Raw genomic sequence first — 26,984 nt, 5'->3', positions numbered from 1 at the left:
TGCAAACGATGAGTATTCTGGGAGCAATTGAAGCCGGAGGAACGAAATTTGTATGCGGAATCGGCAAGGAAGACGGAACCGTGCTGGAACGGGTGAGCTTTCCGACCACTACGCCGGAGGAAACGATGGCTCAGGTTGTCGCATTTTTCCAAGATAAAGGCGTGGAGGCCATCGGGGTCGGATCTTTTGGACCGATTGATCCCGTTAAAGGCAGTCCTACATACGGACGGATTACGACAACGCCGAAGCCTTACTGGAGCAATTATGATATCGTGGGTCATCTGGGCTCGCATTTTCAGGTGCCTATCGAATTCGATACGGACGTCAACGGCGCGGCGCTTGGTGAATATACCTGGGGCGCGGCCAAAGGATATGACAGCTGTCTTTATATCACGGTGGGAACCGGCATCGGTGCCGGCGCAGTGGTAGGCGGAGAGCTGATCCATGGCTTATCTCATCCGGAAATGGGTCATATTCTGGTACGCCGCCATCCCGAAGACAAATTCGAAGGCTTCTGCCCTTATCATGGCGACTGCCTGGAAGGCGTGGCCGCCGGCCCGTCGCTATCGAAGCGCTGGGGAGTTCCCGGAGCGGATCTGACACCGGATCATCCCGCGTGGGACATGGAAGCTTATTATTTGGCGCAAGCGCTTATGAACTATATATTGATTCTGTCTCCGCAAAAGATCGTGATGGGCGGTGGCGTCATGAAGCAGCAGCAGCTGTTTCCGCTGATTCATACCAAACTGCAGGAGCTGCTGAACGGTTATGTCCAGTCGCCTGCCATAAACGAGAATATTGCCGAGTACATCGTATCCCCGCAGCTTGGTGACAATGCAGGCTTGTGCGGGGCGCTGGCCCTTGCGAGAAAGGCATTGGCGGAAGCATAAAACAAAGCACGGACTCTCCTTTATGGGAGTAAAGGCATGGTGGCCCTTGGACCTCCATGCCTTTTTGTTATTTCATGTTCACGATGTAATGATTTACAATTTATGATCATAAAGTCACTTGTATTCACAGCTGCAAATCTCTATATTTCTTGTTGTGAAAATCGATATCCGAAATCACGAAACCGAGAGGAGAGAATTGATTGAAGAAGAAATGGATCATCTTCGGCACGACGGCGGCGCTCATGCTGACAGCGGGGACAGGGGTATACGCCGGTACCCAGCTGCAGGAAATCAAGGCATACCTTAACGGGAATATTCAACTGAAGTATAACGGAATGCCGGTGCAGGCAAGAGACGAAAAAGGAAATGCGGTACTGCCGATTACATACAATGGTACGACGTACCTGCCTGTTCGCGCCGTGGCCGATGTCATGGGAGTAGCGGTATCGTACGACTCGAAAACATCGACGGTGGAATTGGGTGAGAAGGCTGAAGGCGTGGCCATCGCAAAAGGCTTTGATAGCATGTATTACACCAAAGATCCGGCGCAAACCACCTATCAGGGCAAGGATTATAAGGAGGCTTACTTCGATAACGCCGGCAGCGCCCGCTCCAGCAGCTTCATGCTCTTTCCGAAAGGGAAGTACCAGAAGCTCTACCTGCAGGTGGCAGCCGTGGGTGAAAACATCGACAACTTTTTCGTTGAAGACAGCGATAAGAACGTGAAGCTCAAGACCGAAAGCATTGCGGTGAAGGACGGCTTGAAAACGATCGAAGTGGATATTGCCGGCGTGAGCGAATTGTTCGTGTATGCCGATGTAAAAAAAAGCGGTGCCATGTTCGTTCCGCTAACGACCTCTTACTACAAATAAGCTTAGGAACCCAAAAAAGACCTGTCCGGCATTGGCATGCGGACGGGTCTTTTTAATGCTTCCGGGCGCTGATATCAGGTTAATCCGTAAAATACGGCATGCCGACGACCATCTGCAGGAATTCCCTTAACTCTTCGGCCTCCGTTTCCCCGATCTTGAAGGTGGCCTCCAGATATCCAGGCTCCTCCAGATCATCCGCTCCGATAACGGCGCAAATCCCCTGCTGCAAATCCGCTACAAGGCTTTTGCCGTAAAACAGCGCGGTCGTCGTAATGGCCAGATCAAAGCGCTTCATTGACGGGCCTAAAAAGGTGACGAAACGGGTGGACGTCTGCTCCGTGCTATCCGCTAAAAAATCCAGTTCTCCATGTCGAGGCATGATGTCCGATCACTCCTTGAATTTCGGTTCTATCTTCCTGATATTATAAAGCAAAAAGCAAAGATTATCATTGACCATTTCCCTCGATATGGTATGATCTTGAGTAACAGCATAATCTTTCGGGGAAGCACCTCTCTTGCATTTCAAGAGAGGTGCTTTTTGTTGTGCTGATTTTGTGGTGGAGGTTGAAAGGATGCAGATCGTATTCATGAATCGAATGGTCAATCAAATCGAAGGCGCGGATGGCTCGGCCGAAGTATGGATCGGAGAGGATGAGGGCGCCTGGAAGCTGGGCTGGAGGGAACTGCATGCAGACGGCGGGCTGCAGGAGAGCATCTGGTATGAAGGCGCATCGTGGAATGAAATGCTGTACATTTATCGGCATGAGCTTGCCGTTAAGCTCGGTGAAGGCTTCAGACCGCTGATCGACGGCATGATGCATGAAGAGGAGGAGCAGAAGGGGGGAACCCGGCGGATTCAAAAGCTCTATTGCTACAGTGAGCTGCACTGCGATGAGGACCTCTACAATGAGCTGTGTGCCTGGAGGCGTAAAAAGGCGGCGGCAGAGCGGAAGGCCCCTTATTTTGTCGCGACCAACAGGCTTCTGCGGCTGATCAGCACCTTCGTACCCCGGAACGCGGATGAGCTGCTTCAGCTCCCGGGTGTGGGCGACAATAAAGCCGCCGAATATGGCGCGGAGCTGCTGGACATGACGTCAGGACGGGATCGGCACCGTGATTTTCCGCTGGACTGGGTGCTAGGCGAGCTGGATGAACAGATCTTTGCGTCCTGGGTCTACAAACAAAAGGAACTGAAATATAAGCAGGATCTCGATAAATACCGGACCCAGCAGCTGCTGCTGCGGGGCATCAGCGAAGGCAAGCGCCTAGCTCAGCTGGAGCAGGAGAGCAGCCTGACGAGACGGGAGCTGGTGGAAGCGCTGGAACAGCTGGAGAAGGAAGGCTATGACGCCGAGCTCCTGATTGCCATGGAGCTTGCGGACATGCCGCAGGCGGAACAGGAGGAGGTATGGAATGCTTTTGGCGAGCTGGGCGACACGTTGTTGAAGCCCGTTCTGCAGCATGTGTACGGCCAGGAATCGGCGGCTGGGCCTGTCATGGAGCAGCGGTATGAGCGATTGCGGCTGATCCGGATGCGTTACCGCAGGGAAGCGGAGAGCCAGAAGAATGCGGGATAATCGCCGGAAATAAGCGCAAAAAGGACGAAGGGGGATCTTTGAGAATCCATCGCACCTTCGTCCTTCGTATAAAAGGATCCATCGTTTCTTTCAGATCCAGTCTTTTTTCCGGAATATGAGCACCATGCTGATGCCCAGTAAAACCATGATGCCGATAATTACATAATAGCCGTATTGCCAGTGGATTTCGGGAATATAATCGAAGTTCATGCCATAAATGCCGGTAATGACCGTCAGCGGCATGAATATCGTCGTGATGGCGGTAAACACGCGCATGATTTCGTTGGCACGGTTGGCGATACTGGATTGGTAGGCCTCACGAAGGTTGCCCATCAGGTCGCGGAACGTGTCGAAGGTTTCGGAAATTTTAACGGCATTTTCATAGATGTCGCTGAAATATTTTTGAAGCTGATCGTCAATCAGCCGGAGATCTCGTTTGTTCAGGGTGTTGATAAGCTCTTTTTGCGGCCCCAGCACTTTTTTCAGCCATAAAATCTCACTGCGCAGACCAATGATCTCGTTCAAATGGGATTTTTTCGTATGCATCAGGATGTCTTCCTCTAGCTTCTCGATCTTGGCCTCGATGCGGTCACTTACGGTGAAGTAATTGTCCACGACAAGGTCGATCAGCAGGTACAGAAAACGGTCCGGCGTGCTGACTTCCTGCTCCCACAAAATCGGTTTGAGGGAACGCAGCTCATGAATCTTTTGTTTGGTAACCGTAATGATGTAATGCCGGCCCAAAAAGACGTTGAGCGAACGCAGGAAAATTTCCTCGTCATCAAAGCGGATGGAATTGACAACGATAAAGTAATGGCTTTCGTAGATTTCGATCTTGGGACGCTGTTCCTCATCGCTCAAGCAGTCTTCCACCGCCAAATCATGCAGGGAAAACAAAGGCTGCAGCAGAGCAAGGTCGTCAACATCCGCATCGATCCAGAAGAATCCTGCAGGCGGGGCAGTCAGTGTGGTTTGGATATCATCGATCGGGCTGAAAACGCCGTCGTTCACCAACCGGATTTTCATATGATTTCACTCCTTCAACCCGTCATGCCGCGCATGATACGGGATATGCTTGATTAGAGCATAGGAAAGAAATCAGCTTCACCGTTTGGGAAAAATGAGGATTAGTCAGAAATTGCAAAGGACACGACAATGAAAACTTCCCTGTGCCGGCAAGCTGATTTCGATTCTATGCAGTTGTGTTCGTTTGCACTCAGCTTCGGGCTCGGGTCGCCTTCCATCTTTCATGTCACCTCTGTCATATCGGTTTAAACACTTGTCTAGTATAACGCCGGGCCATGGACCTTTCAAGAAGAAAATGGCTGGCGGATGATACCCGTCTACAGCGTATGACAAAGGCTGGAAATACGTTCGAAAAAATTTATGCTGCCGTTAGCCCCGCAGCTTCTTGACGAAGGATGGGATTATGATTTAAAGTAATGAACAAGATCGTTTGTATTTTCATTTTACCTAACTTAATATTGCGAAATCTTATCAAGAGCAGGTGGAGGGACTAGCCCGATGAAACCCGGCAACCGGCGTATCTTACGCACGGTGCTAATTCTTGCAGGAGCATGCTGCGACCCATGCAGATGATTCCTGACAGATGAGAGAGGCGTATGAATACACGTGATGACCTTTCTCTATGCTGGAGAAGGTCATTTTTTGTTATATACACCTTGCTCCCTAAAATGATTTTCGCCACCTCAAAAAGGAGTGTTGAATCATGCCGATTAAAATTCCGGACGCGCTGCCGGCTAAAGAGATTCTTAGCGGAGAAAATATTTTCGTGATGGACGACAGCAAGGCTTACCACCAGGACATCAGACCGCTCCGGATTGCCATCATGAACATTATGCCGACCAAGGAAACGACCGAAACGCAGCTGCTGCGCCTCCTGGGCAATTCCCCGCTGCAGGTGGAGATCACGCTGCTTCATCCAAGCTCGCATACGTCCAAGAATACGTCCCAGGAGCATTTAGAGGCGTTCTACAAAACATTTGACGAGGTACGTCACCGCCGCTTTGACGGCATGATTATCACGGGGGCGCCCGTGGAGCAGATGGAATTCGAAGACGTGAACTACTGGGATGAGCTTCAGGAAATCATGGACTGGTCCAAAACGAACGTCACCTCGACGCTGCACATCTGTTGGGCCTCGCAGGCGGGATTGTACCATCATTTCGGCGTGCCGAAATGGGATTTGGCGAAAAAATGCTTCGGCGTGTTCCCGCACACGCTTAACCAGCAAAATGTGAAGCTATTACGCGGGTTTGATGAAGTGTTCTATGTACCTCAATCCCGCCATACGGAGGTACGGCGCGAGGACATTGAGAGCATCGATGAGCTTGAGATTCTATCCGAGTCCGAGGAGTCCGGCATCTATCTCGTTGCCACCAAGGACGGCAGACAGATCTTCGTCACGGGCCACTCGGAATACGATCCTTACTCCTTGAAATGGGAGTATGAACGCGATATTGCGAAGGGCATGGACATGGAAATTCCCAAACATTATTACCCGAACGATGACCCGTCCCGTGTTCCTCCGGCAGTATGGAGAGCCCACGCAAACTTATTATTCTCTAACTGGCTGAATTACTATGTATATCAGGAAACGCCTTACGATATCGGAGAGGCTGCTGAAGTCTGGCCGCAGATTTAACCGGAGCATCCATCACAGGAAAATATGGGGGAGAACAACATGGAGAAGAAACCATTGAATATTGAAAGCAGGCTCGCACAGATCGGCTCGCTGGAAGATCCGGCGACGGGTGCGGTGAATTTTCCGATATACCAGGCAACGGCCTTCCGTCATCCGAAGCTCGGCCAGAGCACAGGATTCGACTATGCGCGGACCAAAAGCCCGACCCGCAAGGTTCTTGAGGAGGCGGCAGCCCAGCTGGAATCGGGTGATGCCGGCTTTGCCTGCAGCTCCGGCATGGCTGCGCTGCAAACGATTTTCTCACTGTTCGGGCAGGGGGATCATTTGATTGTTTCCCTGGATTTGTATGGGGGCACATACCGCATGCTCGAAAGGATTTTTTCGAAATTCGGGGTCAGCGCAACGTACCTGGATACGAATGATCTCGACGAGCTGGAAAAATCGAGACGCCCGGAAACGAAGGCGGTGTTTATCGAAACGCCGACCAATCCGCTGATGATGATTACGGATATCGAGAAGGTAGCTACCTGGGCCAAGCGCCATCAGCTGCTGACGATCGTGGACAATACGCTGCTGACGCCGTTCTTCCAGCGTCCGATCGAGCTTGGAGCCGATATCGTCATCCACAGCGCCACCAAGTATTTGGGCGGACATAATGACGTGCTGGCAGGCCTCATCATTACCAAAGGCAAGGAGCTGTCGGAAGAAATGTTCTTCCTTCATAACTCCATTGGGGCCGTGCTCGGCGCGAGCGATTCCTATCAGCTTATGAGAGGCATGAAGACCCTTGCGCTGCGGATGGAACGCCATGAAAGCAATGCCAAGGCCGTGGCGGACTTTCTGAAGACGCATCCGGCGGTTGCGGAAGTGTATCACCCTGCCTTCCCGGATCATCCGGGCCATGAGATTCAAAACAAGCAATCCAGCGGAAACACGGGGATCTTCTCGTTTAAGGTCAAGGATGCCCGTTATGTGGAGCCGGTTCTCCGCCATATCCGGCTGATTGCTTTCGCGGAAAGCCTGGGCGGTGTGGAATCCCTTATGACGTATCCGGCGGTGCAGACCCACGCGGACATCCCGGAGGAAATCCGGAAGGCGGTAGGCGTCGATGACCGGCTGCTGCGCTTCTCGGTAGGCATTGAACATATCGACGATTTGATCGCCGATCTCGGCGGAGCACTCGACGCGGCCATCGAGGAAATTGAAGGGGGACATAAGCATGAGTGATCAAGCCAAGGAGCCAAACGGCACCGAAAAACAATTGAAATTCGCAACCAAGCTGCTGCATTTCGGATCTGAAATCGACAGCACGACCGGAGCGTCCAGCGTTCCGATTTATCAAGCCTCGACATTCCATCATGAGGATGTATTCAATCCTCCGGTACATGATTATAGCCGTTCCGGCAACCCGACGCGCCAGGCGCTTGAAGACTACATTGCGCTGCTTGAAGGCGGGGTACGCGGTTTCGCTTATTCCTCCGGTATGGCCGCGATTTCGAGCACCTTCATGATGCTGTCCGCTGGCGATCATATGATCGTGACCGAGGATGTTTACGGAGGTACATATCGTCTGCTTACCAGCATATTGAACCGTCTGGGCATCGAGAGCACGTTCGTGGACATGACGGAGCTCGATCAGGTCAAGGCGGCGCTCAAGCCGAATACAAAAGCCGTATATATGGAAACGCCGTCGAATCCGACGCTCAAAATTACCGATATTGCTGCCGTTACCTCGTGGGCGAAGGAGCATGATCTTCTGACGATGCTCGACAATACGTTCATGACGCCGTATTACCAGCGCCCGATCGAGCTGGGCGTGGATATTGTGCTGCACAGCGCCACCAAGTTCCTCGGCGGACACAGCGACGTGCTGGCAGGGCTCGCGGTTGCGCGTACGTCTTCCATCGGCAAGCAGCTGAAGATGCTGCAGAACGGATTGGGAACGGTGCTGGGCGTTCAGGATTCCTGGCTGCTGATGCGGGGAATGAAAACCTTGCAGGCGCGCATGAATCATAGCGAGAACAGCGCAGCCGTCCTGGCGGCATGGCTTCAAGGGCGGCCGGATATCCAGCACGTTTACTACCCTGGGCTGCTCAATCATCCGGGGAGAGAAATCCATGAAAAGCAGTCGAAGGGCTATGGAGCCGTTGTTTCCTTCGACGTCGGCTCCGGCGAACGTGCCAAGCAAGTGCTGAACAAGGTCAAGATCCCGCTCGTTGCCGTCAGTCTTGGAGCGGTGGAGAGCATTCTTTCCTACCCGGCCATGATGTCCCACGCGGCAATGCCGGCCGAGGTTCGTCATGAGCGCGGCATTACGGACGGACTGCTGCGCTTCTCCGTAGGGCTGGAGGATATCGACGATCTGATTGCAGACCTGGATCAGGCCCTGCAAGGTTAATGAATAGAAGAAAGTGCCGCCCTCGGCGGTGCTTTCTTTTTGTGTCTATTTTGTGAAAACACGGGAATTGGGAGCTTGATATGACAATGTTTACGCAAAATCATGGCAGTTTGGTAAGAAAGTGAAGTTTTTCTCAAACAAAAAATATGGTAAGATGGTGTGGATTGGTTGAAGGAAATAAGTTCTAGGTTTATTCAAAATTCGCCATATGATAAGGAGGCTGCCGGAGATGAGCACCGTAAATCAGATTTTGGACAAAGCGCTGCGGGGTGAACGTCTGAATTTAGAAGACAGTGTAACCCTGTTTGAGAGTGATGAAATTGAGAAAATGGGCCATGCCGCCGATGTCATGATGAAAAGACAGCATCCCGATCCGATCACGACCTTCGTGATTGGCCGGAATGTCAACTATACGAACGTATGCGACACATTCTGTACCTTCTGCGCGTTTTACCGCAGACCGGGACACAATGAAGGGTATCTGCTGAACGATGAAGTTATTTTCCAGAAAATCAAGGAAACCGAGGATGTCGGAGGTACCGAAATTCTGATGCAGGGCGGCACGAATCCCGATCTGCCATTCAGCTACTATACCGATCTGCTCCGCGGCATCAAGCAGCGGTTCCCGAACATAACGATGCACTCGTTCTCCCCAGCCGAGATTCGCAAAATGCAGGAGGTTTCAGGCCTTTCCCTGGAACAGGTCATGCGCGATCTGAAGGCAGCCGGCCTGGATTCCCTGCCAGGAGGCGGAGCCGAGATTCTGGATGACCGCATCCGCAAAAAGATCAGCCGGCATAAAGGCACTTGGCGCGATTGGATGGACGTCATGCAAATGGCCCATAAAATCGGTATGAATACGACCGCGACAATGGTCATCGGCTTCGGCGAATCGATGGAGGAGCGTGCGCTGCACATGCTTCGCGTCCGCGATGCGCAGGACGAATGCATTGCAAACGGCTATGACTCCAAGGGCTTCTTGGCCTTCATTCCGTTCACGTTCCAGCCGGATAACACGAGCCTCAAACGCGAACGCGAAACGCCGGAAGCTTATCTGAAGACGGTAGCGATCGGCCGCCTGGTGCTTGATAACGTTCCAAACCTGCAGTCCTCCTGGGTTACCATGGGACCTGAAGTCGGCAAATTGTCGCTCAGCTACGGCTGTAACGACTTCGGCAGCACCATGATGGAAGAGAACGTCGTTTCTTCCGCAGGCGCGGTTCACAAGGTCAACATCGCTTCGATTCTGCAGCTGATTCGCGAGGCAGGCAAAATTCCTGCGCAGCGTAATACCCGCTATGATATTTTGAAAGTGTTTGAAGAAGGCACGGAAATCGAGCGCGACTTTGTAATGCAGAACTAATTCATATTTTTTATCAAATCCTGCTTCGGTGATGAAGCAGGATTTTTTGTGTGGATTGAAAGCCCCAGAATCTCCTAATAAGTCTTGGAAAGTCGTTGTCTAGCGTATTAAAGAACCTTATGGAAAAAAATGAAATCTGTATGATCTGAAAAAGGTATTGTATTATTATGCGTTTATATGTATATTCTACTTAATTAACGTTAATTAAAAATGGAGCGTGAAATATTCATGACCACCAAACAGAAGTTGAAGGAAGCGGCTATGCGATTATTCGGAGAAAAAGGGTACGACGGTACGGCGCTTTCGGAAATCGCGAAGGAAGTCGGCGTCAAGACGCCGGCGATCTATGCCTTCTATGAAAATAAAGAGGATTTGTTCATGACGGTGTTCCGTGAGGCGATGGATTCGTATAACACTTACGTCCAGGAGCTTTCGGGGGAAAAGAAAAAGCTTGGCGCCAAGGAAAGCCTGCGCCGGGTTCTGGCCAGGCAGTACGAGTTCTACCAGCGGCACCGGGAGGAAAGCGTGCTCGTGCTGCGGTACGTGGTTTTCCCGCCGGCGTTCCTGAAGGAAACGATCGAACAAGCCTTCCTGAACTCCGACGGGCTGCTGACAAGCATCATCGAACAATTCATTCTGCAGGGCATGGAAGAGGGCTCGATTCCGGATCAGTCCCTGCAGCCTCTCGTGGATGCCTTTCTCAACGTGATGGATGGATTAGCCATGCAATATTTCTATTACACCTCCAAAGAAGTCTATGAGCGTAAGCTGAACCATGCCTTCGATACGTTTTGGAACGGCGTAAGCTCCTAGAAATCGGACAAGCAGCAAAGGAAGATTTCACAACAACAGGGGGATGGGAACATGAGTGAGATTAGTCAAGTCATTGGAAGTGAAGGAGCGCAAGATTTCGAAAGGGAGCCTGTTCCTGCGCATATGCGTAAACAGTGGCTGTCCATGGCGCTGGTCTGGATCGCGATCGGCATCGATCTATCGGCGATGTTTCTCGGGGCAGAGCTTGGCAACGGCATGAATCTGGCTGATTCGCTAACGGCCACGATTATCGGATCATTCATTTTGGGGCTTATCGGCGCTCTGTGCGCTTATGTCGGCGCGAAAACGGGGCTGTCGACAGCGATGATCAGCCGGTTCCTGTTCGGCAACGTCGGGGCGCGCATCGTATCGGTGGTGCTCGGCATCTTTTCGCTCGGCTGGTTCGGGGTACAGGCCGGATTTTTCGCTTCGAACATGCAAACGGCGTTCCACAAGCTGTGGGGGATCGATTTATCGCTAGGCGTACTTTCCTTCATCGGCGGCGTGCTGATGATGTCGACGGCCATTTGGGGATACCGCTCGATTGAGCGTCTGAGCGTTTGGTCCGTGCCGCTTCTGATTATTTTTATCGGCGTGGCCATCGTCATGGCGTTTAAAACAAAGGGCACCTCGGCGATCTGGGAGCCGATCAGCGCAGCGCCGATTCCGATGGGAACCGCGATATCGCTCGTCATCGGCATATTCATCGTCGGTACGGTGCTTTCGCCGGACATCGCACGCTGGGCCCGGACGCCGATGCATGCGGTCACGGCGGCGTTCATCGGATTTTTTATCGGCAACAGCTTCATGACGGTTATCGCCATTTTCCTGTCGCGGCTTATGGATACGGATGACTTGACGAATATTTTCATCTCGCTCGGCCTCGGTTTGCCGGCGATCATCGTGTTGACGCTGGCACAGTGGACGACCAATACGAACAACCTGTATTCCGCGTCGCTCGGCTTCTCGGTCGTATTCCGGCGCATTCCGAAAAAATGGATTACCGTCATTGCCGGACTTTTTGCGACTTCTTTGGCCGTCTTCGGCATTTACGACAAGTTCTTGTCTTTCCTGAACGTCATTACGATGTTCGTGTCACCGATCGGCGGCGTCTATACGGCCGAATATTTGCTGGTAGACCGCAAGAAATTCACTTTCGAAGCGATCGACCGCAATCCGAAATGGATCATCCGTTCCCTGCTCGTATGGGTCGCTGCGACGCTGTTCGCTTATATGACGACGGCGGCACCGGACGGATTCGGCTTGTTCCAGCTGACGCGGGTGCCGGCCCTGGACGCATTTGTCTTCGCGTTTATCGTACAGTGGATCTTCGGAAAAATAGTAAGCAAGAAAGGAACACATCATGAATAACAAACTGAAGCAATTAGATGAACAGGCGGTTCAATATATCGCGGTTGGTGCGGCGGTACTCGGAACCGGCGGGGGCGGAGACCCCCATATCGGGAAATTGATGGCGCTTGAAGCGATCCGCAAATACGGTCCCGTCCGCGTGCTGAGCCCGGAGGAGCTTGCGGATGACGATTTGGTGGTACCACTTTCGATGATCGGGGCGCCAACCGTCATGAATGAGAAAATCCCTTCCGTTCAGCAAATGGCGATGCCCCTGGATTTGATTGAAAAAGAACTGGGCCGTAAAGTGACTGCAATCATGCCGATCGAGGTCGGCGGCGGCAATTCGCTTGTGCCCGTCCTCGCGGCAGCGGAGCGGGGCATTCCTATTCTGGATGCGGATGCGATGGGGCGTGCTTTTCCGGAATCCCAGATGGTGACCTTCTATTTGGACGGCATCGACTGCAGTCCGATCACGATGGCCGATGAACGCGGGAACGGTGTGCTTATGCACGCGATCGACGGGATCTGGGAGGAGCGCATGGCCCGCGCCATTACGATTCAGATGGGAGGATCAGCATCGATTTGCGATTACCCGGTGTCCGGTGCGCAGGCGAAGCAAAGCGCCATCCCGCACACCCTTTCTTTGGCCTACGATATTGGGAAAACGTTATTTGAATCGAAGGATTTGAAACAAAATCCGATTGAAGCCCTGCTGGAGCAGCTCCACGGGTATGCGCTATTTCAAGGCAAAGCGGTCGATATTCGGCGGCGCACCGAGGGCGGATTCACGAAAGGCGAGGCGGTTTTCGAAGGAACGGACGCCTGCCGGGACCGCATGATGCGTTTATTCTTCCAGAATGAGTTCCTGCTTGCAACGGAGGAAGGGAAGTCCCTGGCCGTTACACCGGATCTCATCTCGCTGCTGGACCAGGATACGGGAATGCCGATTACGACCGAAAATTTGAAGTACGGAGCGAGAGTCGTAGCAGTCGGTTTTCCGTGCGATCCCAAATGGCGGACACCGAAAGGGCTGGATACCGTCGGACCGCAATATTTTGGATATGACGTGCCGTATGTGCCGATCGAGGAACTGGCTGGCGGGAAAGGAGAGAAGCTGTAATGACTTGGACCATTATCGGACATGAGGAAGCGTACCGGATCGGGATCGATGTCGGCGGTACGAATACGGATGCTGCCCTGCTGGATTCGCAATTGAACACCATTCATACGGTAAAAGTGCATACGACGCGGGACGTGAACGAGGGAATCGTGGAATCCATACGCCGTCTGCTCTCCGAGAGCCGTGTGAACCCCGCAAGTATCCGGTATGCGATGCTGGGTACGACTCACTGCACCAATGCCATCGTTGAGCGCAAGCATCTCGGCAAAGTAGGCTTGATTCGCCTCGGTGCACCCGCAACAACCTCCATTCCGCCACAGGCGGACTGGGATGATACGCTGAAAGACGCGGTCGGTACGCATGCTTATATCGTCAACGGCGGATACGAATACGACGGCCGTACGATCGTGGATCTGGATGAAGCCGAAGTGATGGAATGCTTCGCGCGCATGAAGGGCCAAGTCGATGCCATTGCGGTCTGCGGCGTGTTCTCGCCTGTCAATACCGCGCAGGAAAAACGGGTCGAGCAGCTTGCCAAACAAGTACTGGGCGAAAACATGCCGGTCACTTTATCTCATGAAATCGGCAGCATCGGGCTGCTGGAGCGGGAGAATGCATCCATCTTGAATGGAGCCCTGCTGAAAGTCATCGCGGGCGTCGTCGAGGGCTTTGAGAAGGCGCTCCAAGGTTTCGGAATCCATGCCGGCGTATATATATGCCAAAATGACGGCACGCTGATGCGCAGCCAATACGCGCTCGCTTATCCGATACTGACGATTGCTTGCGGTCCGACCAACTCGATCCGGGGCGCGGCGCATTTATCGGGTCTCAGCAATGCCCTGGTCGTGGACATTGGCGGTACGACAACGGATATCGGCGTGCTGGCTCAGGGCTTCCCGCGCCAATCTTCGGCTGCCGTCGAAATCGGAGGCGTCCGCACGAACTTCCGCATGCCGGACATCCTCTCGATCGGAATCGGCGGCGGTACGATCGTACGGGCTGAAACCGCCAAGGATCTCGTCACCGTCGGACCGGACAGCGTCGGCTACGAGCTGCTGCGGCGCGGCCGCATCTTTGGCGGCGATACACTGACGGCAACGGATGTGGCCGTCAAGCTTGGGCGCTATGCCTGGGAAGGCGGCATGACTGAAGATCTGGACGAGACGATTTGCCGGAAGGCGGATGAGGTGATTACCCGGGCTATTGAAGATGCGATTGATCGCATGAAAACGAGCGCAGATGATGTCGATGTCGTGCTCGTTGGCGGCGGCAGCATCCTTGTCGCGGAGCGGCTCGAAGGGGTTGCGAGGATCGTCAGACCCGATTATTACGATGCGGCCAATGCCATCGGCGCGGCACTGGGTGAAGTCAGCGGCGAGACCGAGCGGATCTATTCTCTGGATGAAATGACTTACGATGAGGCCAAGGAGGCTGCGAAAAACCATGCCATCGAGCAGGCGGTGCTTGCAGGCGCGGACCGGTCCACGGTTCAAATCGTGCTGGCGGAGGACATTCCCATTGCTTATTTGCCCGGCAATGCGCTGTTGGTAAAGGTGAAAGCGGCCGGCAGATTGTAATCATCAAACGAACATATCAGGCTTCTTTCTTTTGCGAATCTGCGAAGGGGGAGGCCTGATTTCATGTCAGGTTATAACGTATTATGCAAATACTGCAAACACCCGACCACAAAGAGCCTTCTGTCGATTGGGCCTGAGAAATGTTAGCCTGTTTTCCAACGATCCCTCCCGTATATCCCCTCTGCATACACATATACTTTGTAAGAAGGATATTGAAAGGAGTGAACTCCATGGAACTGTTCAGCATTGCAGCCCAAACCTCCAACCCGCAGGAAGCGGAGCGATACAGCCGCATGGTTTCGGAAGCGAATCAGGATTTACATAAAAAGTACAAATCGTTATCGATCAGCTGCACGGTCCATGAGAATGTCGTGCTTTGGGGCTGTCGTGAGGATGATCCGCGCTTTTTCAAGGGGAACCATCTCCAGCAGGTATATGAAACGGCCGCCAGGACGGTGGCGAAATACATTTTGCAGGATAAAGAACAGCGGCTGGTCGAGAAAATATTGGAGGAGGAGTTTGATTTTCCCGATCCCGAAGAGCATGAGCAGATCCTCAAGCAATGCAGGATGATTTTGGGCCAAAATCAGGAACTCAACGAATCGTGGAACCGCCGTTCAGATATGCTCGTGCAGGGGCTTCAGCAGTGCTTAACCGAAAGGCCGCTGCTTCACGTAGACGGCTTTCTTACCTTCCGCTCCCGAGCGTATGCAAATGAACTGAAGGAGATCGTGGAATATGCGGTGGACGAATTTCTGATGGACCGGCAATACGAGGAGTTCGTGGGGATGCTCAAATATTTCGTGTATTTTCAGCAGCCGCAGGTTCCGCTCGTGCATGTCATTCATAAAGGCGGGCAGGAGCTGCTCCTGCTGGACGAAGATCTGAATCCCCTCGAATACCGGGCCGACGAAGGCGTCGTGGTGGAACGGCTGGATCAGCAGGATTTGCAGATGGAGGACGCGGTCGTCACAACCCTCATTTCCGTCTCCCCGGCCAAAATCGTCATCCACACGCGGGAGCCCCATATGGCAGTGATCCGGACGCTGACGCAGATCTTTGAGCAAAGGGTCGAGATATGCCGATACTGCCCGGATTGCCACGCGTATTTCCGCGAAACGGGGAAGTTGTAACTTGACGAAGGATCATGAGGGACTTATAATTACTGCATAATTAAAAGCGTTGACAAAGACATGGATTGAAAAACGGACGGTGCAGAGAGAGGAAACATCGGCTGAAATTTCCTTACGTTATTCCGGTTTTGGTCTACCCCTTTGTAGCTGCGGTTAGGAACGTTATGCCAGTATGAACCGCCGGGTCATTCCGTTATCAGATGCTGATGAAGGATCATGCGACTGTCTCTTTCCGGACGGATGCGATGATCGAATTTGGGTGGAACCACGGGTGCAAACACTCGTCCCTTGCTCAAGGGATGAGTGTTTTTTTGTTTTCTATTTGTGGAAATATGATGCAAATGGTATGGAAAATTGAAGGAGGAATTCACGTGTCAGTAAGTATCAAGCTTCCGGACGGCTCCGGCCGGGAATATGCAGAAGGAAGTACAATCGAGGATGTGGCGGCATCCATCAGCAGCGGACTCAAAAAAAATGCGGCAGCCGGCAAAATGGACGGCATCGTCGTGGACTTGTCCACTCCGCTTAAAGATGGCGCGCTGATTGAAATCGTAACCCTGGATTCCGAGGACGGTCTGGAAGTCATGCGCCACAGTACAGCCCACTTGATGGCCCAGGCGGTTAAACGTCTATTTGGTGCCAAAGAGGTCAAGCTTGGCGTGGGCCCGGTAATTGAAGGCGGATTTTATTATGATATGGATCTCGAGCATCCGCTGAATCCCGAAGATCTGCAAAAGATCGAAAAGGAAATGGAACGCATCGTAGGCGAAAACCTGCCGATCGTACGCAAGGAAGTCAGCCGTCAGGAAGCGCTGAACGTATTCGGCGAGCTGGGAGACCCTTATAAGCTGGAACTGATCAATGCGCTGCCTGAAGACAGCATTATTACGATTTATGAGCAGGGCGAATTCTTCGACCTTTGCCGCGGACCGCATCTGCCTTCCACAGGCAAAATCAAAGTGTTCAAGCTGATGAACGTGGCCGGCGCTTACTGGCGCGGAGACAGCAAAAATAAAATGCTGCAGCGGATTTACGGAACGGCATTCGCGAAAAAAGCCCAGCTGGACGAGCATCTGCATCTGCTGGAGGAAGCCAAAAAACGCGATCACCGCAAGCTCGGCAAGGAGCTCGAAATCTTCACCTTCTCCCAGCTTGTGGGACAAGGCCTGCCGATGTGGCTGCCGAAAGGCGCGAAGCTGCGCCGCACTTTGGAGCGTTATATCGTGGATCTGGAGGAAAGCCTTGGCTACCAGCACGTGTATACGCCGGTGCTCGGCAACGTGGAGCTGTACAAAACCTCCGGTCACTGGGAGCACTATCAGGAGGATATGTTCCCTAAGATGGAGCTCGACAATGAAGAGCTCGTGCTTCGCCCCATGAACTGCCCGCATCACATGATGGTATACAAGAGCTCTATGCACAGCTACCGCGATCTGCCGATCCGCATCGCCGAGCTTGGCATGCAGCACCGCTACGAAATGTCAGGCGCTCTGACCGGCCTGCACCGCGTACGCGCCATGACGTTGAACGACTCGCATATTTTCTGCCGTCCGGATCAGATCAAGGAAGAGTTCCTGCGCGTTATCCAGCTGATCACGAAGGTCTACGAGGATTTCGGCATCCATGATTTCCGTTTCCGTCTGTCTTACCGCGATCCGGAGGATACCGAGAAATATTTCCCGAACGATCAAATGTGGGAAATGTCCCAGCGCATGCTGCGCGAGGTTGTCGAGGAAACCGGCATTCCGTTCTTCGAGGCGGAAGGCGAAGCGGCATTCTACGGTCCAAAGCTGGACGTGCAGATCCGCACCGCACTTGGCAAGGAAGAAACATTGTCGACTGTTCAGCTGGACTTCCTGCTGCCTGAACGCTTCGAACTTGAATATGTCGGCGATGACGGTCAGAAGCACCGTCCGGTCGTCATCCACCGCGGTATCCTCGGTACGATGGAGCGCTTTACAGCCTTCCTGCTCGAGAATTTTGCCGGCTCGCTTCCGCTATGGCTCTCTCCGGTACAGGTGAAGGTCATTCCGGTATCGACGGCTTTCGAAGACTACGCGAAGCAAGTAGCCGAGAAATTGCAGCTTAGCGGGGTAACGGTGGATGCCGACCTGCGCAATGAAAAGCTGGGCTACAAAATCCGCGAGGGACAGCTGGAAAAAATCCCGTACATGTTCATCGTCGGCGAAAACGAAATGAACGCAGGCTCCGTGTCGATCCGTAAGCGCGGCGAGGGAGACCTTGGCGCCCAGCCGCTGGACGAAGCGGTTTCCATGCTGAAGGAACAAATCACAAACCGCGTAATTTTCTAGGATTTTTAACATCCGGAGCGGTCCTTCATCGAGGTTTTAAGTCATTCTTTTTAAGTAAAATGTAGTCCTCTGCCATGAAGCATGTTCAAAAGACATGTATAAATGCCATTTCATCTGGACATCCTCGCTAGTAAGGGGGAGGATTTCAAATGATTAAAGGTAAAACATGGCAGAGGATTTTATTATGCATGCTTTTGTTTGGGCTGTTCGCGGAAACGCCAAATCTGTATGCGGCCGCCTTTTCGCTTACGCCCGGCTATATGGCTGACAGCACAACCGGCAAATCCATCATTTCTAACAATGACTACTATCTCAAACCGTTAAAATATGCAGCCAAACCGGATATGTTCAAAATCGTCGACGTCAATAAGAAGAAGGCTGACCAGCTAGCGGCCTTGACCCAAAACGAGTTTATGCCGAAGTTCACGCCGAAGGCGCTGCCGGCAATCGCAGGGACCGTAACCAAACCGGCCCAGGGCGTGAATAAACAGGGTGCAGTGGCCGTGTCGGCTCCCAAACAGGAGCAAGTCATCCATACGATGAAAGTAATGGCCACGGGGTATACCGCCGGCTATGAATCGACTGGGAAGCTTCCGTCTCATCCGCAGTACGGCATTACTTATTCGGGTGTAAAAGTACGCCGGGACAAGAACACCATTTCGACCATCGCTGCCGATCCGCGCGTGTTCCCGCTCGGTACGGTGCTCTATATTCCTGAGTATGGGTACGCCATTGTGGCTGACGTGGGATCTGCGATCAAAGGACGTAAAATCGATCTTTATTTTGCTACGACCAAGCAGGTTTACAAGGAATGGGGAAAGAAAGAGGTTGAGGTTCAAGTCATCAAACGCGGCAACGGCAAATGCAGCGAAAAGATGCTGAACGCGCTCGGAAAAGCGATCCAAACCTACAAATCGGTTCCAGCCTCATTGTTGTAAGAAGCCATTTAATCTCAATACGGACAAAAGCCCTTTAAACTCGCCAGTGTGCGGGGTTGAAGGGCTTTTTTTGTGAGCCGACAGGCAGGCGCTTGCATAATTTTTTCCCCGTTTCACATACTACGGACTGGGGAAACGAACATCAGCCCCCAGGCAAGTGGAGCTTGCCATGAACGACAAGCTTTCAGGGAGGTGACTTAAGCCAATGAAAAAGCAGAAAATTCAAGACAACTACCAAACTCCGAACGAGAAGTTCAATGCTGAGTTTGCTGAAGAGAACTCTTCCCAGAAGAGCTCCAAAGCTGTAAAGAGCAGCAACTATAAGACGCCGGATGAAAAATTCGACGAAGAGTTTAAAGAGAAGAACTAACCATCGAGCCATAACGATTCATCCGAAAGCATCCGCTGCTTGAAGCGGGTGCTTTTGCTTTTGTAAATGATATCCAGACGCCTCGGTCCCGAGACCGAGCTCAACATCATTCCCGCGCCGCTATCCGAAGCGTGCCGACATGTTGTACACTGTTATCAAATCCACCAAGTGGATGCTCCACTTCGGCAAACAGTTTAACTTTTAAAGGGGATATGTAACATGAAAACACGATGGTTGGACCGGCTATTCGGAGGCGTTGTGCTGATCGGGATCGGCGCGCTGTTCCTGCTGAACCAGCTGGGAGTCATTGATGTCAGTCTGGGCTACATCATTGGCCATTACTGGCCTGTCATTCTCATCGTTCTGGGAATCAAGGAGCTGCTTAAAGGAAGAAGATCCTCTTTTATAGGCGCTGCGGTGCTGCTGTTGTTCGGATCTTATTTTCTGGGGAGAAACGAAGGCTGGGATTGGATTACGCCGGGCAGCTTCTTTAAGATCATCATTCCGGCACTGCTGATTATCGCGGGGCTGTACGTTATATTTAAGCCGCATGACCATCACGCGCCTCCGCCGCCGCGCCCGCATCGAAAGGATGAGCACTTTACGCCCGAACCGCCGGAGCCCGAAGACCTGACGGCCAAATCGACGCTTGACCAGCAGTTTGAAGAAAAGTTCGGCATCCCGTTCACGGAGCGGAAGGAAGCAGAGCGCAAAGGCTTTAGCGCTATGGTCGAGGATGACGACGATGATGATTTCGACCTGGATGATAGGGAAGATGGGGACGTAAAGGATCAATACAAGCAGTACAAAAAGAAATATAAACAGCAGAAGAAGCACCACCAGCATTTGCGGCAGCAGATGAGACATGAAAGACGCCATGGCCATTCGGGCTGGGAAGGGCATGTCGAAACGGAACATGACAGAAGCCGAATCAATAGATCGTCCTTCATCGGGGATATCCACCTGGGGCGCGATTATTTTGAGCTGAAGCCGACGAACCTTTCCCAATTTATCGGGGATACGGTACTCGATTTGACCAATGCGCATATACCGTTCGGAGAAACGAAAATCAACATTTCAGCTTTTATCGGGGATATCAAGGTATACGTTCCTGAGGACACGGATCTTGGCATCTCAGTCAACTCCAGCTCTTTTATCGGAGACATGTCCGTGCTGAGCGAGTCGCGGAGCGGGTTCATGAGCAGCTTCCAGAGCAAAACTCCATTTTACAAGGATGCGCGAAAAAAAATCCGGATTAACATCAGCGCATTTATCGGCGATATCAAAGTGAACAAAGTAGGTTGAGCGCATGCGGAGTATATTGAAGAATACCAAATGGATGTTGTTGTTTTATTTCTTGTTGACCGGATTCCTCATGAGTGCGGTTCTATACATCGGGGCGGACAGCGGATATCTGGTCGTCAAAGGAACCTGGGTTTGGGTGTACACAAGCCTGGGCTTCCTGCTGTTATCGATCGTGATCGGATATATGGCCGGTCAGCGCATTCAGCGCCGCCTCGATATTCTTGAATACAATATGCTGCAGGTGGCGAAGGGCAATTTGTCCGTACGGATCGGGGAATCCGATGACCCCACCTTTACGCGGCTTTATCATGAGTTCAACAATTTGATGGAGGCCATGGAAAAGAAAATGATGCTGCTGCAGCGGATGGGCGAGCAGGAGGTCGTGGAGAAAGAAAAAGCGGCGGAACGGGCCGTTCTGGAAGAGCGGCGGCGCATGGCCCGGGATTTGCATGATACGGTATGCCAGCAGCTGTTCGCCATACATATGTCGGCCTCTTCCCTGCCCAAGGTGCTGGAGCGAAACGCAGAGCATGGGCAAGTCGTCATGACGCAGCTGATTTCCATGTCGCAAATGGCGCAGAAGCAGATGCGGGCTTTGATCGCCCAGCTGCGCCCGATTGAACTGGAGGGCAAAAATCTGGCGCAGGCGCTGGAAATGTGGTTCCCGGACTACTGCCGCCAAAACGCTTTAAAGGGCATGAAAGAGGTCGAGCTGCAAGGGGAATTATCCGAAGCGATTGAGCATCAGCTATTCCTGATCATTCAGGAGGCGATGGCGAACATCGTGAAGCATGCCCATGCGCGGCTGGTCAGCATGTCGCTCCGCGAAGAGCAGCGGCAGGTCGTGCTCAGCATCAGTGATGACGGACAGGGCTTTAATGAAGTACCGCATAAGACGGGATCTTACGGATTGACGACGATGCAGGAGCGCGCGGAAAAACTGGGCGGTAAAGTGGAAATCATCAGCCGTCAAGGTTCCGGAACGACGATTCGCGTACATATACCTAAATTTGTGGAAGAAGCGGCTGGCCTGGAACATAAGATGGGAGAGGAAGAGGAATAATGACGGATATCATGAAAGTGATGATTGTGGACGATCACGAGATGGTGCGGATGGGCCTCAAAACGTATTTGATGCTGGAACCGTCCATCGAAGTCGTCGGTGAGGCGGACAACGGTACCAAAGTGCTGGATTGGCTTAAAAATGCTTCGCCCGAGCAGTTTCCCGATGTGATCCTGATGGACCTGATGATGCCGGTGATGAACGGCGTCGAAACGACGCGCGCGGTGCTGGGAGAGTATCCGTCCATGAAAATCGTCATTTTGACGAGCTTTCTGGAGGATGACCTGGTCGTGGATGCCGTGGAGGCGGGCGCGGTCAGCTACGTGCTCAAAACGGTATCGGCGGATGAGCTTATTTATGCGCTGCAGGGTGCAAACCGCGGCATGCCGGTGATGACCGGCGACGTGTCACAGGCGCTGACGCGCGGAATTCGGCAACGCACCGTGCAGGGAGACTCTTCGGGGATGACCGAACGCGAAAAAGAAGTGCTGCTGCTGATTGCCGAGGGCAAGAGTAATAAGGATATCGCAGAAGAGCTGCATATCAGCATCAAAACCGTGAAGACGCATGTCAGCAACCTGCTCATGAAATGCGAGCTGGAGGACCGGACGCAGCTGGCCATTTACGCGCATCGCAAGGGATGGGTGCAGTCCGAGTAAGAATGCCTGAAGGCAAAGTCACCTTCTTTCTTCTAAAAATCAGATTGGCACTTTCAGAAGTGCTCAATCTGATTTTTCATATTAGCCATTATAATGTAACGTTTCGTCGAAAAGTTTATCATCGCGCGGTCTAGTTTGTGGGACGCATCCTGTTTTCTTTTAGAAATCAAACTGATACGCACCTCTGACAAAGCTGCTTGATTTCGCAAGCAAACCTTCCTTTAGTCGCGGTCTGGCAACTGTGAAATTTCATCGTTCCATTGTTTTTCTTTAGAAATCAGAGTGATACGCACCTCTGACAAAGCTGCTTGATTTCGCAAGAAAAACAACCTCTAAAGGCGGTCTGGCTTCTGAGAATTGCATCGATAATTGTGTTTTCTTTTAGAAATCAGATTGAGAAGCACCATTGAGAAGCTGACCTGATTTCGCAAGAAAAACAACATCTAGAAGCGGTCTGGCTTCTGAGAATTGCATCGATAATTGTGTTTTCTTATCTCCTTTTTAATTGTTTTTAATCTGCTATTAAGGTTTATAGTACATGATATAAACAGTTAAACAAATCCCCATATTTAATTGATATAAATTAGGGTACAGGAGGCATAAAACATGGACGAAAGAAACAGATCCGGTCAACCTGAAGACGATTTTCAAAACGACAACATGAAGCGGCAAGAAACTTCTGAATCGGGTTCCTCATCATACTACTATTCCTACGGTCCGTTCCAATCCATCGGAAAGGAAAACGCGGAGCAACGCGGAGTGGAAAGCCACAATCAGGAGGATGTCGAAATTACGCCTCCGAATCCGGTAAGGCCGCTTCCATCGGTCAACCCTTACTACTCCTCCACGGATTCCGGCAATGCCGGCAGAAGCGGCGGGGCAGCGGGAGGTAGTGGCGGCAACGGAAATTGGCAGTTTAATCAGAAGCCGCCGAAAACATCCGTTAAAGCGATTTTGATTTCCTTCTTGGCAGGAGTCGTTGTCGTCGGGGCGCTGATGTTTACCTCGGACCGCATGAACCTGTTTACGCCAAACACGGCGATGTCATCGGCAGAGCAGCCAAGCACAACCGTCTCCGCCGCACCGGAAACCAGCGGCAGCGGTGGAAGTACATCGAACACCTCGCTTCCTTTAAGTAAGCCTACGGATGTTTCCGGGGTGGTGCAGGAAGCAGGACCGGCAGTCGTGAAAATCGAGACGCTCGTCAAGCAAAGCGCCCGGAGCTCCCAATCCCAATCGAATCCGTTCCTGAACGATCCGTTCTCATACTTCTTCGGTGACCAAAGCGGAGACGGCAGCGATTATTTTGGGGACTCGCAGTCGAACGGCGACTCTCAGTCTCAATCCCAATCCCAGTCGCAAAATAAATCCCAGCTGATTCCATACGGTATCGGTTCCGGGTTCATCTACAGCAAGGACGGCTACATTCTGACGAATGAGCACGTGATCGAGAATGCCGACGTGATTCAAGTTACTATCGAAAACGACAAGAAGATCTATGAAGCCAAGCTGCTTGGCAAATCGAAAGATCTGGATTTGGCCGTCTTGAAAATCGAAGGCAGCAACTTCCCGGTTGTACCCCTCGGTGATTCCAATAATATGAAAGTCGGTCAGCCGGTCGTTGCGATCGGTAACCCGCAAGGGTTTGACCATACCGTAACCAGCGGTGTGTTGAGCGCACGTGAACGGTCGATCGATATTAAGGAAGAAACAGGCAGCGGCACGCGCAAATACCAACACTTGCTGCAGACCGATGCGTCCATTAACCCTGGTAACTCCGGCGGCCCGCTGTTGAACATGAGCGGTGAAGTCATCGGCATGAACGTAGCTGTCAGTGCGGATTCCCAAGGCATCGGCTTCGCGATTCCAACCAGCACCATCAAGAACGTGGTCGACAAGCTGGAGAAAAATCAGGAAATTCCGAAAGACCCGATTCCTTTTATTGGAGCCAAACTGATGACCCTGACCGATGAAGTTGCCAAGCAAATGCAAACAGATATTAAGGAAGGCAACGTTGTCGTGGAAGTGACCTATAAATCCCCGGCGTATGATGCTGACCTGCGTCCGTATGACATTATCACCGGCGTAAACGGAACCAGCTATAAAACCAATACGGATCTGGTTAACTTCATCCAAACGCAAAAGGTTGGTTCTACCGTAACGCTGAACGTCGTCCGCAATAACAAGAAAATTGACCTGCAAGTAACGGTCGGCGACAAAAATAAATACAACGTTACCTCTGACGGCACCGATCAGCAATAACCATAAGGAATACCCAGAGGGATATCATTTGACAGCGGAAGGGAAGGTCCCTTCCGCTGTTGTTGTACAGAGATGCAAACGCAAATATTCACTGCTACAATAGAAGCAAGAGATATGAAGGAAACGAGTACAGGAATGAAGGGGCCATCCATATATGCGATCTAAAGTATTGATTGTTGATGACGACGAAAAAATAATTTCCATGCTGCGCAGAGGGCTGGCGTTTGAAGGCTATGACATTATTACGGCGAGCAATGGGGCGGAAGGATTAAAAAGCGTACTGGCGAGCGAACCGGATCTGGTCATCCTGGATGTCATGATGCCGCAAGTGGACGGCTTTGAGGTATGCCGGCGTTTGCGCGAGGGAGGCATTCGCGTACCGGTCCTGATGCTGACGGCCAAAGACGAGGTGGAGCACCGTGTCAAAGGGCTGGATATCGGTGCCGACGATTATTTGGTCAAACCGTTTGCTCTGGAAGAGCTGCTGGCCCGCGTTCGTGCGCTTCTTCGCCGAAAGCCGGGACAAGAGGACGCGGAAGATCATCGACTGACGTTCGAGGATATCGTGCTGGACGTCGATTCGAGAGAGGTCTTGCGCAGCGGCAAACGGCTCGAGCTGACCGCCAAGGAATTCGAGCTTCTGCATTTGTTCATGCAAAATCCGAAGCGGGTGCTGTCGCGCGACCTGATCATGGATAAAATTTGGGGCTACGATTACAGCGGCGAATCCAACGTGCTTGAGGTTTATATCGCGATGCTGCGTCAAAAAACGGAGGAACATGGAGGCAAACGCTTGATCCAAACCATCCGGGGAGCGGGTTACATTCTGAGAGGTGACTCATAAACATGTCCATACGACTCCGGCTTACGGCCTGGTATACCTGCATTTTGGCAGTGTCGCTGATTTTGTTCGGGTCAGCCTTGTATGCGGTCGTGCATTATTATACGTTTTCGAAGGTGAAGGATACGCTTAGGGAACAAAGTAGTCAAATCAAGCCAAATCTTTATTTAGATGTATCAAGAGGAGGATTCAAATTTGATTCAATGGGGCTTAGCACTAGCTCCGAGTTTTATTCTTCTCAAGTTTATGGGCAGCTTCATGATTATATTAACAATCAAAACATCATCACAGATAATTTGAACAAATTAAAAAGTACATTCCCTGTACCTAGTGAGAAAAATGCAGCAAAGGTAAACCAGTTTGAGACAATACGTCTGAATGGGAATCCTTTTCTGGTTTATCAAAAAGCATATGTCATTCAGGATAAAGTCATTGGGTTTCTTCAGCTCGGCATTTTCATTGGTCACGAAGAAGAACTCTTAAGGCTTCTCCGGAGTATTCTTGTCATAAGTGCCACCATCATGATCCTCATGGCCACCACCTTCGGCCTTTTCCTGGCCCGCAAATCGATGGCGCCGATCGGCAAAGTCATCGAGGCTGCCGACCAGATTCAGAACGGAGCAGACTTGAGCGTGCGGATCGCTTACGACGGGCCGCAGGATGAGATTGGGCAATTGATCAATACGGTGAATAAGATGCTGGGCCGGATGGAAGGCTTTTATAAAAATCTTGAGGAATCCTATGCGACGCAGCGTCGGTTCGTCTCGGACGCCTCCCATGAGCTGCGGACGCCGCTGACCACCATCCGCGGAAACGTGGATCTGCTGCAAAAAATGTGGAGCAAGGACGCGGCTGAACGACCGAATTTGGACGAAGCGACGATGCATACGATGTCGATGGAAGCGATCAGCGATATTGCGGACGAATCCAAGCGGATGAGCCGATTGGTCAGCGACATGCTGTCCCTGGCCCGTGCGGACACGGGGCGTACTTTTGAGAAGGAGCCTGTTCCGCTCGAGATTCTCGTGGAGGAGGTCGCCCGGAGGGCGCAAATGCTTCCGCGTACGGCGGAGTGGATTACGGGTGATTTTTCCGTGCTGAACGGTATTTATGTAAACGGCAACAAGGATTACATGCAGCAGATGCTGTTCATTTTTATCGAAAATGCATTCAAGTACACGCCAGAAGGCCAGGTAACGTTTGATGCGTTCATTTACCAGAACCAAGTCGGTATCCGGATCAGCGATACGGGAATCGGTATGGACAAAGAGGAAGTGCCTCATATTTTCGAGCGGTTTTACCGTGCGGACCAATCCCGCGGCGTGACCGAAGGCATCGGCCTGGGCCTGTCCATCGCCAAATGGATCATCGACGAAATGGAGGGCTCGGTGGAAGTGGTCACGACGCGCGGCGAGGGAACGACCTTCGTCATTTGGCTGCCCATCGTCTTTCCGACGCCCCTCGAATAGGGTA

Annotated in this window: 23 protein-coding genes and 1 riboswitch; of the genes, 21 read left to right on the top strand and 2 right to left on the bottom strand. The window is 52.0% G+C overall.

Going from position 1 to position 26,984, the window contains the following annotated elements:
* The first annotated feature begins 8 nt into the window (after nucleotides 1-8).
* Nucleotides 9-890, top strand: a complete 882-nt coding sequence (locus PCH05_RS02985; protein ID WP_127600522.1) for an ROK family protein — start codon at nucleotides 9-11, stop codon at nucleotides 888-890.
* A gap of 200 nt (nucleotides 891-1,090) precedes the next feature.
* The gene (locus PCH05_RS02980; RefSeq protein WP_246049335.1) at nucleotides 1,091-1,762 is read left to right on the top strand and encodes a stalk domain-containing protein; all 672 of its coding nucleotides are present in this window, start codon (nucleotides 1,091-1,093) and stop codon (nucleotides 1,760-1,762) included.
* A 79-nt stretch (nucleotides 1,763-1,841) separates the two neighbouring features.
* Here PCH05_RS02980 and PCH05_RS02975 read toward each other — a convergent pair whose 3' ends face one another.
* The gene (locus PCH05_RS02975; RefSeq protein WP_127600520.1) at nucleotides 1,842-2,141 is read right to left on the bottom strand and encodes a DUF3055 domain-containing protein; all 300 of its coding nucleotides are present in this window, start codon (nucleotides 2,139-2,141) and stop codon (nucleotides 1,842-1,844) included.
* Nucleotides 2,142-2,334: 193 nt separating this feature from the next.
* Here PCH05_RS02975 and PCH05_RS02970 point away from each other — a divergent pair, with 193 nt between their 5' ends.
* Nucleotides 2,335-3,339 carry an HRDC domain-containing protein gene (locus tag PCH05_RS02970; protein ID WP_127600518.1) on the top strand — a complete coding sequence of 335 codons (1,005 nt, stop codon included), beginning with the start codon at nucleotides 2,335-2,337 and terminating at the stop codon, nucleotides 3,337-3,339.
* A 90-nt stretch (nucleotides 3,340-3,429) separates the two neighbouring features.
* Here PCH05_RS02970 and corA read toward each other — a convergent pair whose 3' ends face one another.
* On the bottom strand, nucleotides 3,430-4,365 hold the full coding sequence (corA, locus tag PCH05_RS02965) for a magnesium/cobalt transporter CorA (protein ID WP_127600516.1): 936 nt from the start codon (nucleotides 4,363-4,365) through the stop codon (nucleotides 3,430-3,432).
* A gap of 465 nt (nucleotides 4,366-4,830) precedes the next feature.
* Nucleotides 4,831-4,955, top strand: a riboswitch (SAM riboswitch).
* A 113-nt stretch (nucleotides 4,956-5,068) separates the two neighbouring features.
* Here corA and metA point away from each other — a divergent pair.
* The 18 genes from metA to PCH05_RS02880 all read left to right on the top strand — a co-directional run bounded on the left by metA (nucleotide 5,069) and on the right by PCH05_RS02880 (nucleotide 26,980).
* Nucleotides 5,069-6,004 carry a homoserine O-acetyltransferase MetA gene (gene metA, locus PCH05_RS02960; protein ID WP_127600514.1) on the top strand — a complete coding sequence of 312 codons (936 nt, stop codon included), beginning with the start codon at nucleotides 5,069-5,071 and terminating at the stop codon, nucleotides 6,002-6,004.
* Between the two features lie 39 nt (nucleotides 6,005-6,043).
* On the top strand, nucleotides 6,044-7,231 hold the full coding sequence (locus tag PCH05_RS02955; protein ID WP_127600512.1) for an aminotransferase class I/II-fold pyridoxal phosphate-dependent enzyme: 1,188 nt from the start codon (nucleotides 6,044-6,046) through the stop codon (nucleotides 7,229-7,231).
* Nucleotides 7,224-8,402, top strand: coding sequence for an aminotransferase class I/II-fold pyridoxal phosphate-dependent enzyme (locus tag PCH05_RS02950; protein WP_127600510.1), 1,179 nt, complete (start codon nucleotides 7,224-7,226; stop codon nucleotides 8,400-8,402). The genes PCH05_RS02955 and PCH05_RS02950 overlap by 8 nt, the downstream gene beginning before the upstream one ends.
* 229 nt (nucleotides 8,403-8,631) lie before the next feature.
* Complete coding sequence (gene mqnC / locus PCH05_RS02945; protein WP_127600508.1) at nucleotides 8,632-9,765, top strand: cyclic dehypoxanthinyl futalosine synthase; 1,134 nt, start codon at nucleotides 8,632-8,634, stop codon at nucleotides 9,763-9,765.
* A 228-nt stretch (nucleotides 9,766-9,993) separates the two neighbouring features.
* Nucleotides 9,994-10,578, top strand: a complete 585-nt coding sequence (locus tag PCH05_RS02940) for a TetR/AcrR family transcriptional regulator (protein WP_127600506.1) — start codon at nucleotides 9,994-9,996, stop codon at nucleotides 10,576-10,578.
* 51 nt (nucleotides 10,579-10,629) lie between these two features.
* Entirely contained in the window at nucleotides 10,630-11,949 is a 1,320-nt protein-coding gene (locus PCH05_RS02935; protein ID WP_127600504.1) for a cytosine permease, read from the top strand.
* Complete coding sequence (locus tag PCH05_RS02930) at nucleotides 11,942-13,051, top strand: S-methyl thiohydantoin desulfurase family protein (protein ID WP_127600501.1); 1,110 nt, start codon at nucleotides 11,942-11,944, stop codon at nucleotides 13,049-13,051. Before PCH05_RS02935 ends, PCH05_RS02930 begins: the two co-directional genes overlap by 8 nt.
* Nucleotides 13,051-14,628: an ROK family protein gene (locus tag PCH05_RS02925; RefSeq protein WP_127600499.1), complete on the top strand. Its 1,578-nt coding sequence runs from the start codon at nucleotides 13,051-13,053 to the stop codon at nucleotides 14,626-14,628. The genes PCH05_RS02930 and PCH05_RS02925 overlap by 1 nt, the downstream gene beginning before the upstream one ends.
* A 230-nt stretch (nucleotides 14,629-14,858) precedes the next feature.
* Complete coding sequence (gene ytxC, locus PCH05_RS02920) at nucleotides 14,859-15,761, top strand: putative sporulation protein YtxC (RefSeq protein ID WP_164766518.1); 903 nt, start codon at nucleotides 14,859-14,861, stop codon at nucleotides 15,759-15,761.
* A 371-nt stretch (nucleotides 15,762-16,132) separates the two neighbouring features.
* On the top strand, nucleotides 16,133-18,073 hold the full coding sequence (gene thrS, locus PCH05_RS02915; protein WP_127600494.1) for a threonine--tRNA ligase: 1,941 nt from the start codon (nucleotides 16,133-16,135) through the stop codon (nucleotides 18,071-18,073).
* A 413-nt stretch (nucleotides 18,074-18,486) separates the two neighbouring features.
* Complete coding sequence (locus PCH05_RS27865) at nucleotides 18,487-19,011, top strand: 3D domain-containing protein (protein ID WP_127600846.1); 525 nt, start codon at nucleotides 18,487-18,489, stop codon at nucleotides 19,009-19,011.
* A 205-nt stretch (nucleotides 19,012-19,216) separates the two neighbouring features.
* On the top strand, nucleotides 19,217-19,381 hold the full coding sequence (locus PCH05_RS27135) for a hypothetical protein (protein ID WP_164766516.1): 165 nt from the start codon (nucleotides 19,217-19,219) through the stop codon (nucleotides 19,379-19,381).
* A 219-nt stretch (nucleotides 19,382-19,600) separates the two neighbouring features.
* Nucleotides 19,601-20,686 (top strand): cell wall-active antibiotics response protein LiaF, encoded by a 1,086-nt coding sequence (liaF, locus tag PCH05_RS02905; RefSeq protein WP_127600492.1) that lies wholly within the window; start codon nucleotides 19,601-19,603, stop codon nucleotides 20,684-20,686.
* 4 nt (nucleotides 20,687-20,690) lie between these two features.
* Nucleotides 20,691-21,749 (top strand): sensor histidine kinase, encoded by a 1,059-nt coding sequence (locus PCH05_RS02900; protein WP_127600490.1) that lies wholly within the window; start codon nucleotides 20,691-20,693, stop codon nucleotides 21,747-21,749.
* On the top strand, nucleotides 21,749-22,408 hold the full coding sequence (locus PCH05_RS02895; protein WP_127600488.1) for a response regulator: 660 nt from the start codon (nucleotides 21,749-21,751) through the stop codon (nucleotides 22,406-22,408). The genes PCH05_RS02900 and PCH05_RS02895 overlap by 1 nt, the downstream gene beginning before the upstream one ends.
* Nucleotides 22,409-23,014: 606 nt before the next feature.
* Nucleotides 23,015-24,670, top strand: a complete 1,656-nt coding sequence (locus PCH05_RS02890; protein ID WP_127600486.1) for a S1C family serine protease — start codon at nucleotides 23,015-23,017, stop codon at nucleotides 24,668-24,670.
* 154 nt (nucleotides 24,671-24,824) lie between these two features.
* Nucleotides 24,825-25,514, top strand: a complete 690-nt coding sequence (locus tag PCH05_RS02885; RefSeq protein ID WP_127600484.1) for a response regulator transcription factor — start codon at nucleotides 24,825-24,827, stop codon at nucleotides 25,512-25,514.
* 2 nt (nucleotides 25,515-25,516) lie between these two features.
* Nucleotides 25,517-26,980, top strand: a complete 1,464-nt coding sequence (locus tag PCH05_RS02880; RefSeq protein ID WP_127600482.1) for a sensor histidine kinase — start codon at nucleotides 25,517-25,519, stop codon at nucleotides 26,978-26,980.
* The last annotated feature ends 4 nt before the right edge of the window (nucleotides 26,981-26,984 follow it).

Source organism: Paenibacillus chibensis (assembly GCF_004001045.1).
GTDB classification, from domain to species: domain Bacteria; phylum Bacillota; class Bacilli; order Paenibacillales; family Paenibacillaceae; genus Paenibacillus_AQ; species Paenibacillus_AQ chibensis.
The sequence above is the reverse complement of the archived record's forward strand: the minus strand, read 5'-3'. Positions and strand labels throughout refer to the sequence as shown.

Bases quoted from the DNA above. Each gene is read 5' to 3' on its own strand.
- mqnC (WP_127600508.1), top strand. From the start codon at position 8,632: ATGAGCACCGTAAATCAGATTTTGGACAAAGCGCTGCGGGGTGAACGT.
- PCH05_RS02895 (WP_127600488.1), top strand. From the start codon at position 21,749: ATGACGGATATCATGAAAGTGATGATTGTGGACGATCACGAGATGGTG.
- PCH05_RS27135 (WP_164766516.1), top strand. From the start codon at position 19,217: ATGAAAAAGCAGAAAATTCAAGACAACTACCAAACTCCGAACGAGAAG.
- ytxC (WP_164766518.1), top strand. From the start codon at position 14,859: ATGGAACTGTTCAGCATTGCAGCCCAAACCTCCAACCCGCAGGAAGCG.
- PCH05_RS02950 (WP_127600510.1), top strand. From the start codon at position 7,224: ATGAGTGATCAAGCCAAGGAGCCAAACGGCACCGAAAAACAATTGAAA.
- PCH05_RS02885 (WP_127600484.1), top strand. From the start codon at position 24,825: ATGCGATCTAAAGTATTGATTGTTGATGACGACGAAAAAATAATTTCC.
- PCH05_RS02935 (WP_127600504.1), top strand. From the start codon at position 10,630: ATGAGTGAGATTAGTCAAGTCATTGGAAGTGAAGGAGCGCAAGATTTC.
- PCH05_RS27865 (WP_127600846.1), top strand. From the start codon at position 18,487: ATGCCGAAGTTCACGCCGAAGGCGCTGCCGGCAATCGCAGGGACCGTA.
- PCH05_RS02900 (WP_127600490.1), top strand. From the start codon at position 20,691: ATGCGGAGTATATTGAAGAATACCAAATGGATGTTGTTGTTTTATTTC.
- PCH05_RS02880 (WP_127600482.1), top strand. From the start codon at position 25,517: ATGTCCATACGACTCCGGCTTACGGCCTGGTATACCTGCATTTTGGCA.
- PCH05_RS02890 (WP_127600486.1), top strand. From the start codon at position 23,015: ATGGACGAAAGAAACAGATCCGGTCAACCTGAAGACGATTTTCAAAAC.
- metA (WP_127600514.1), top strand. From the start codon at position 5,069: ATGCCGATTAAAATTCCGGACGCGCTGCCGGCTAAAGAGATTCTTAGC.
- PCH05_RS02970 (WP_127600518.1), top strand. From the start codon at position 2,335: ATGCAGATCGTATTCATGAATCGAATGGTCAATCAAATCGAAGGCGCG.
- PCH05_RS02985 (WP_127600522.1), top strand. From the start codon at position 9: ATGAGTATTCTGGGAGCAATTGAAGCCGGAGGAACGAAATTTGTATGC.
- PCH05_RS02955 (WP_127600512.1), top strand. From the start codon at position 6,044: ATGGAGAAGAAACCATTGAATATTGAAAGCAGGCTCGCACAGATCGGC.
- PCH05_RS02940 (WP_127600506.1), top strand. From the start codon at position 9,994: ATGACCACCAAACAGAAGTTGAAGGAAGCGGCTATGCGATTATTCGGA.
- PCH05_RS02930 (WP_127600501.1), top strand. From the start codon at position 11,942: ATGAATAACAAACTGAAGCAATTAGATGAACAGGCGGTTCAATATATC.
- PCH05_RS02975 (WP_127600520.1), bottom strand. From the start codon at position 2,141: ATGCCTCGACATGGAGAACTGGATTTTTTAGCGGATAGCACGGAGCAG.
- corA (WP_127600516.1), bottom strand. From the start codon at position 4,365: ATGAAAATCCGGTTGGTGAACGACGGCGTTTTCAGCCCGATCGATGAT.
- liaF (WP_127600492.1), top strand. From the start codon at position 19,601: ATGAAAACACGATGGTTGGACCGGCTATTCGGAGGCGTTGTGCTGATC.
- PCH05_RS02925 (WP_127600499.1), top strand. From the start codon at position 13,051: ATGACTTGGACCATTATCGGACATGAGGAAGCGTACCGGATCGGGATC.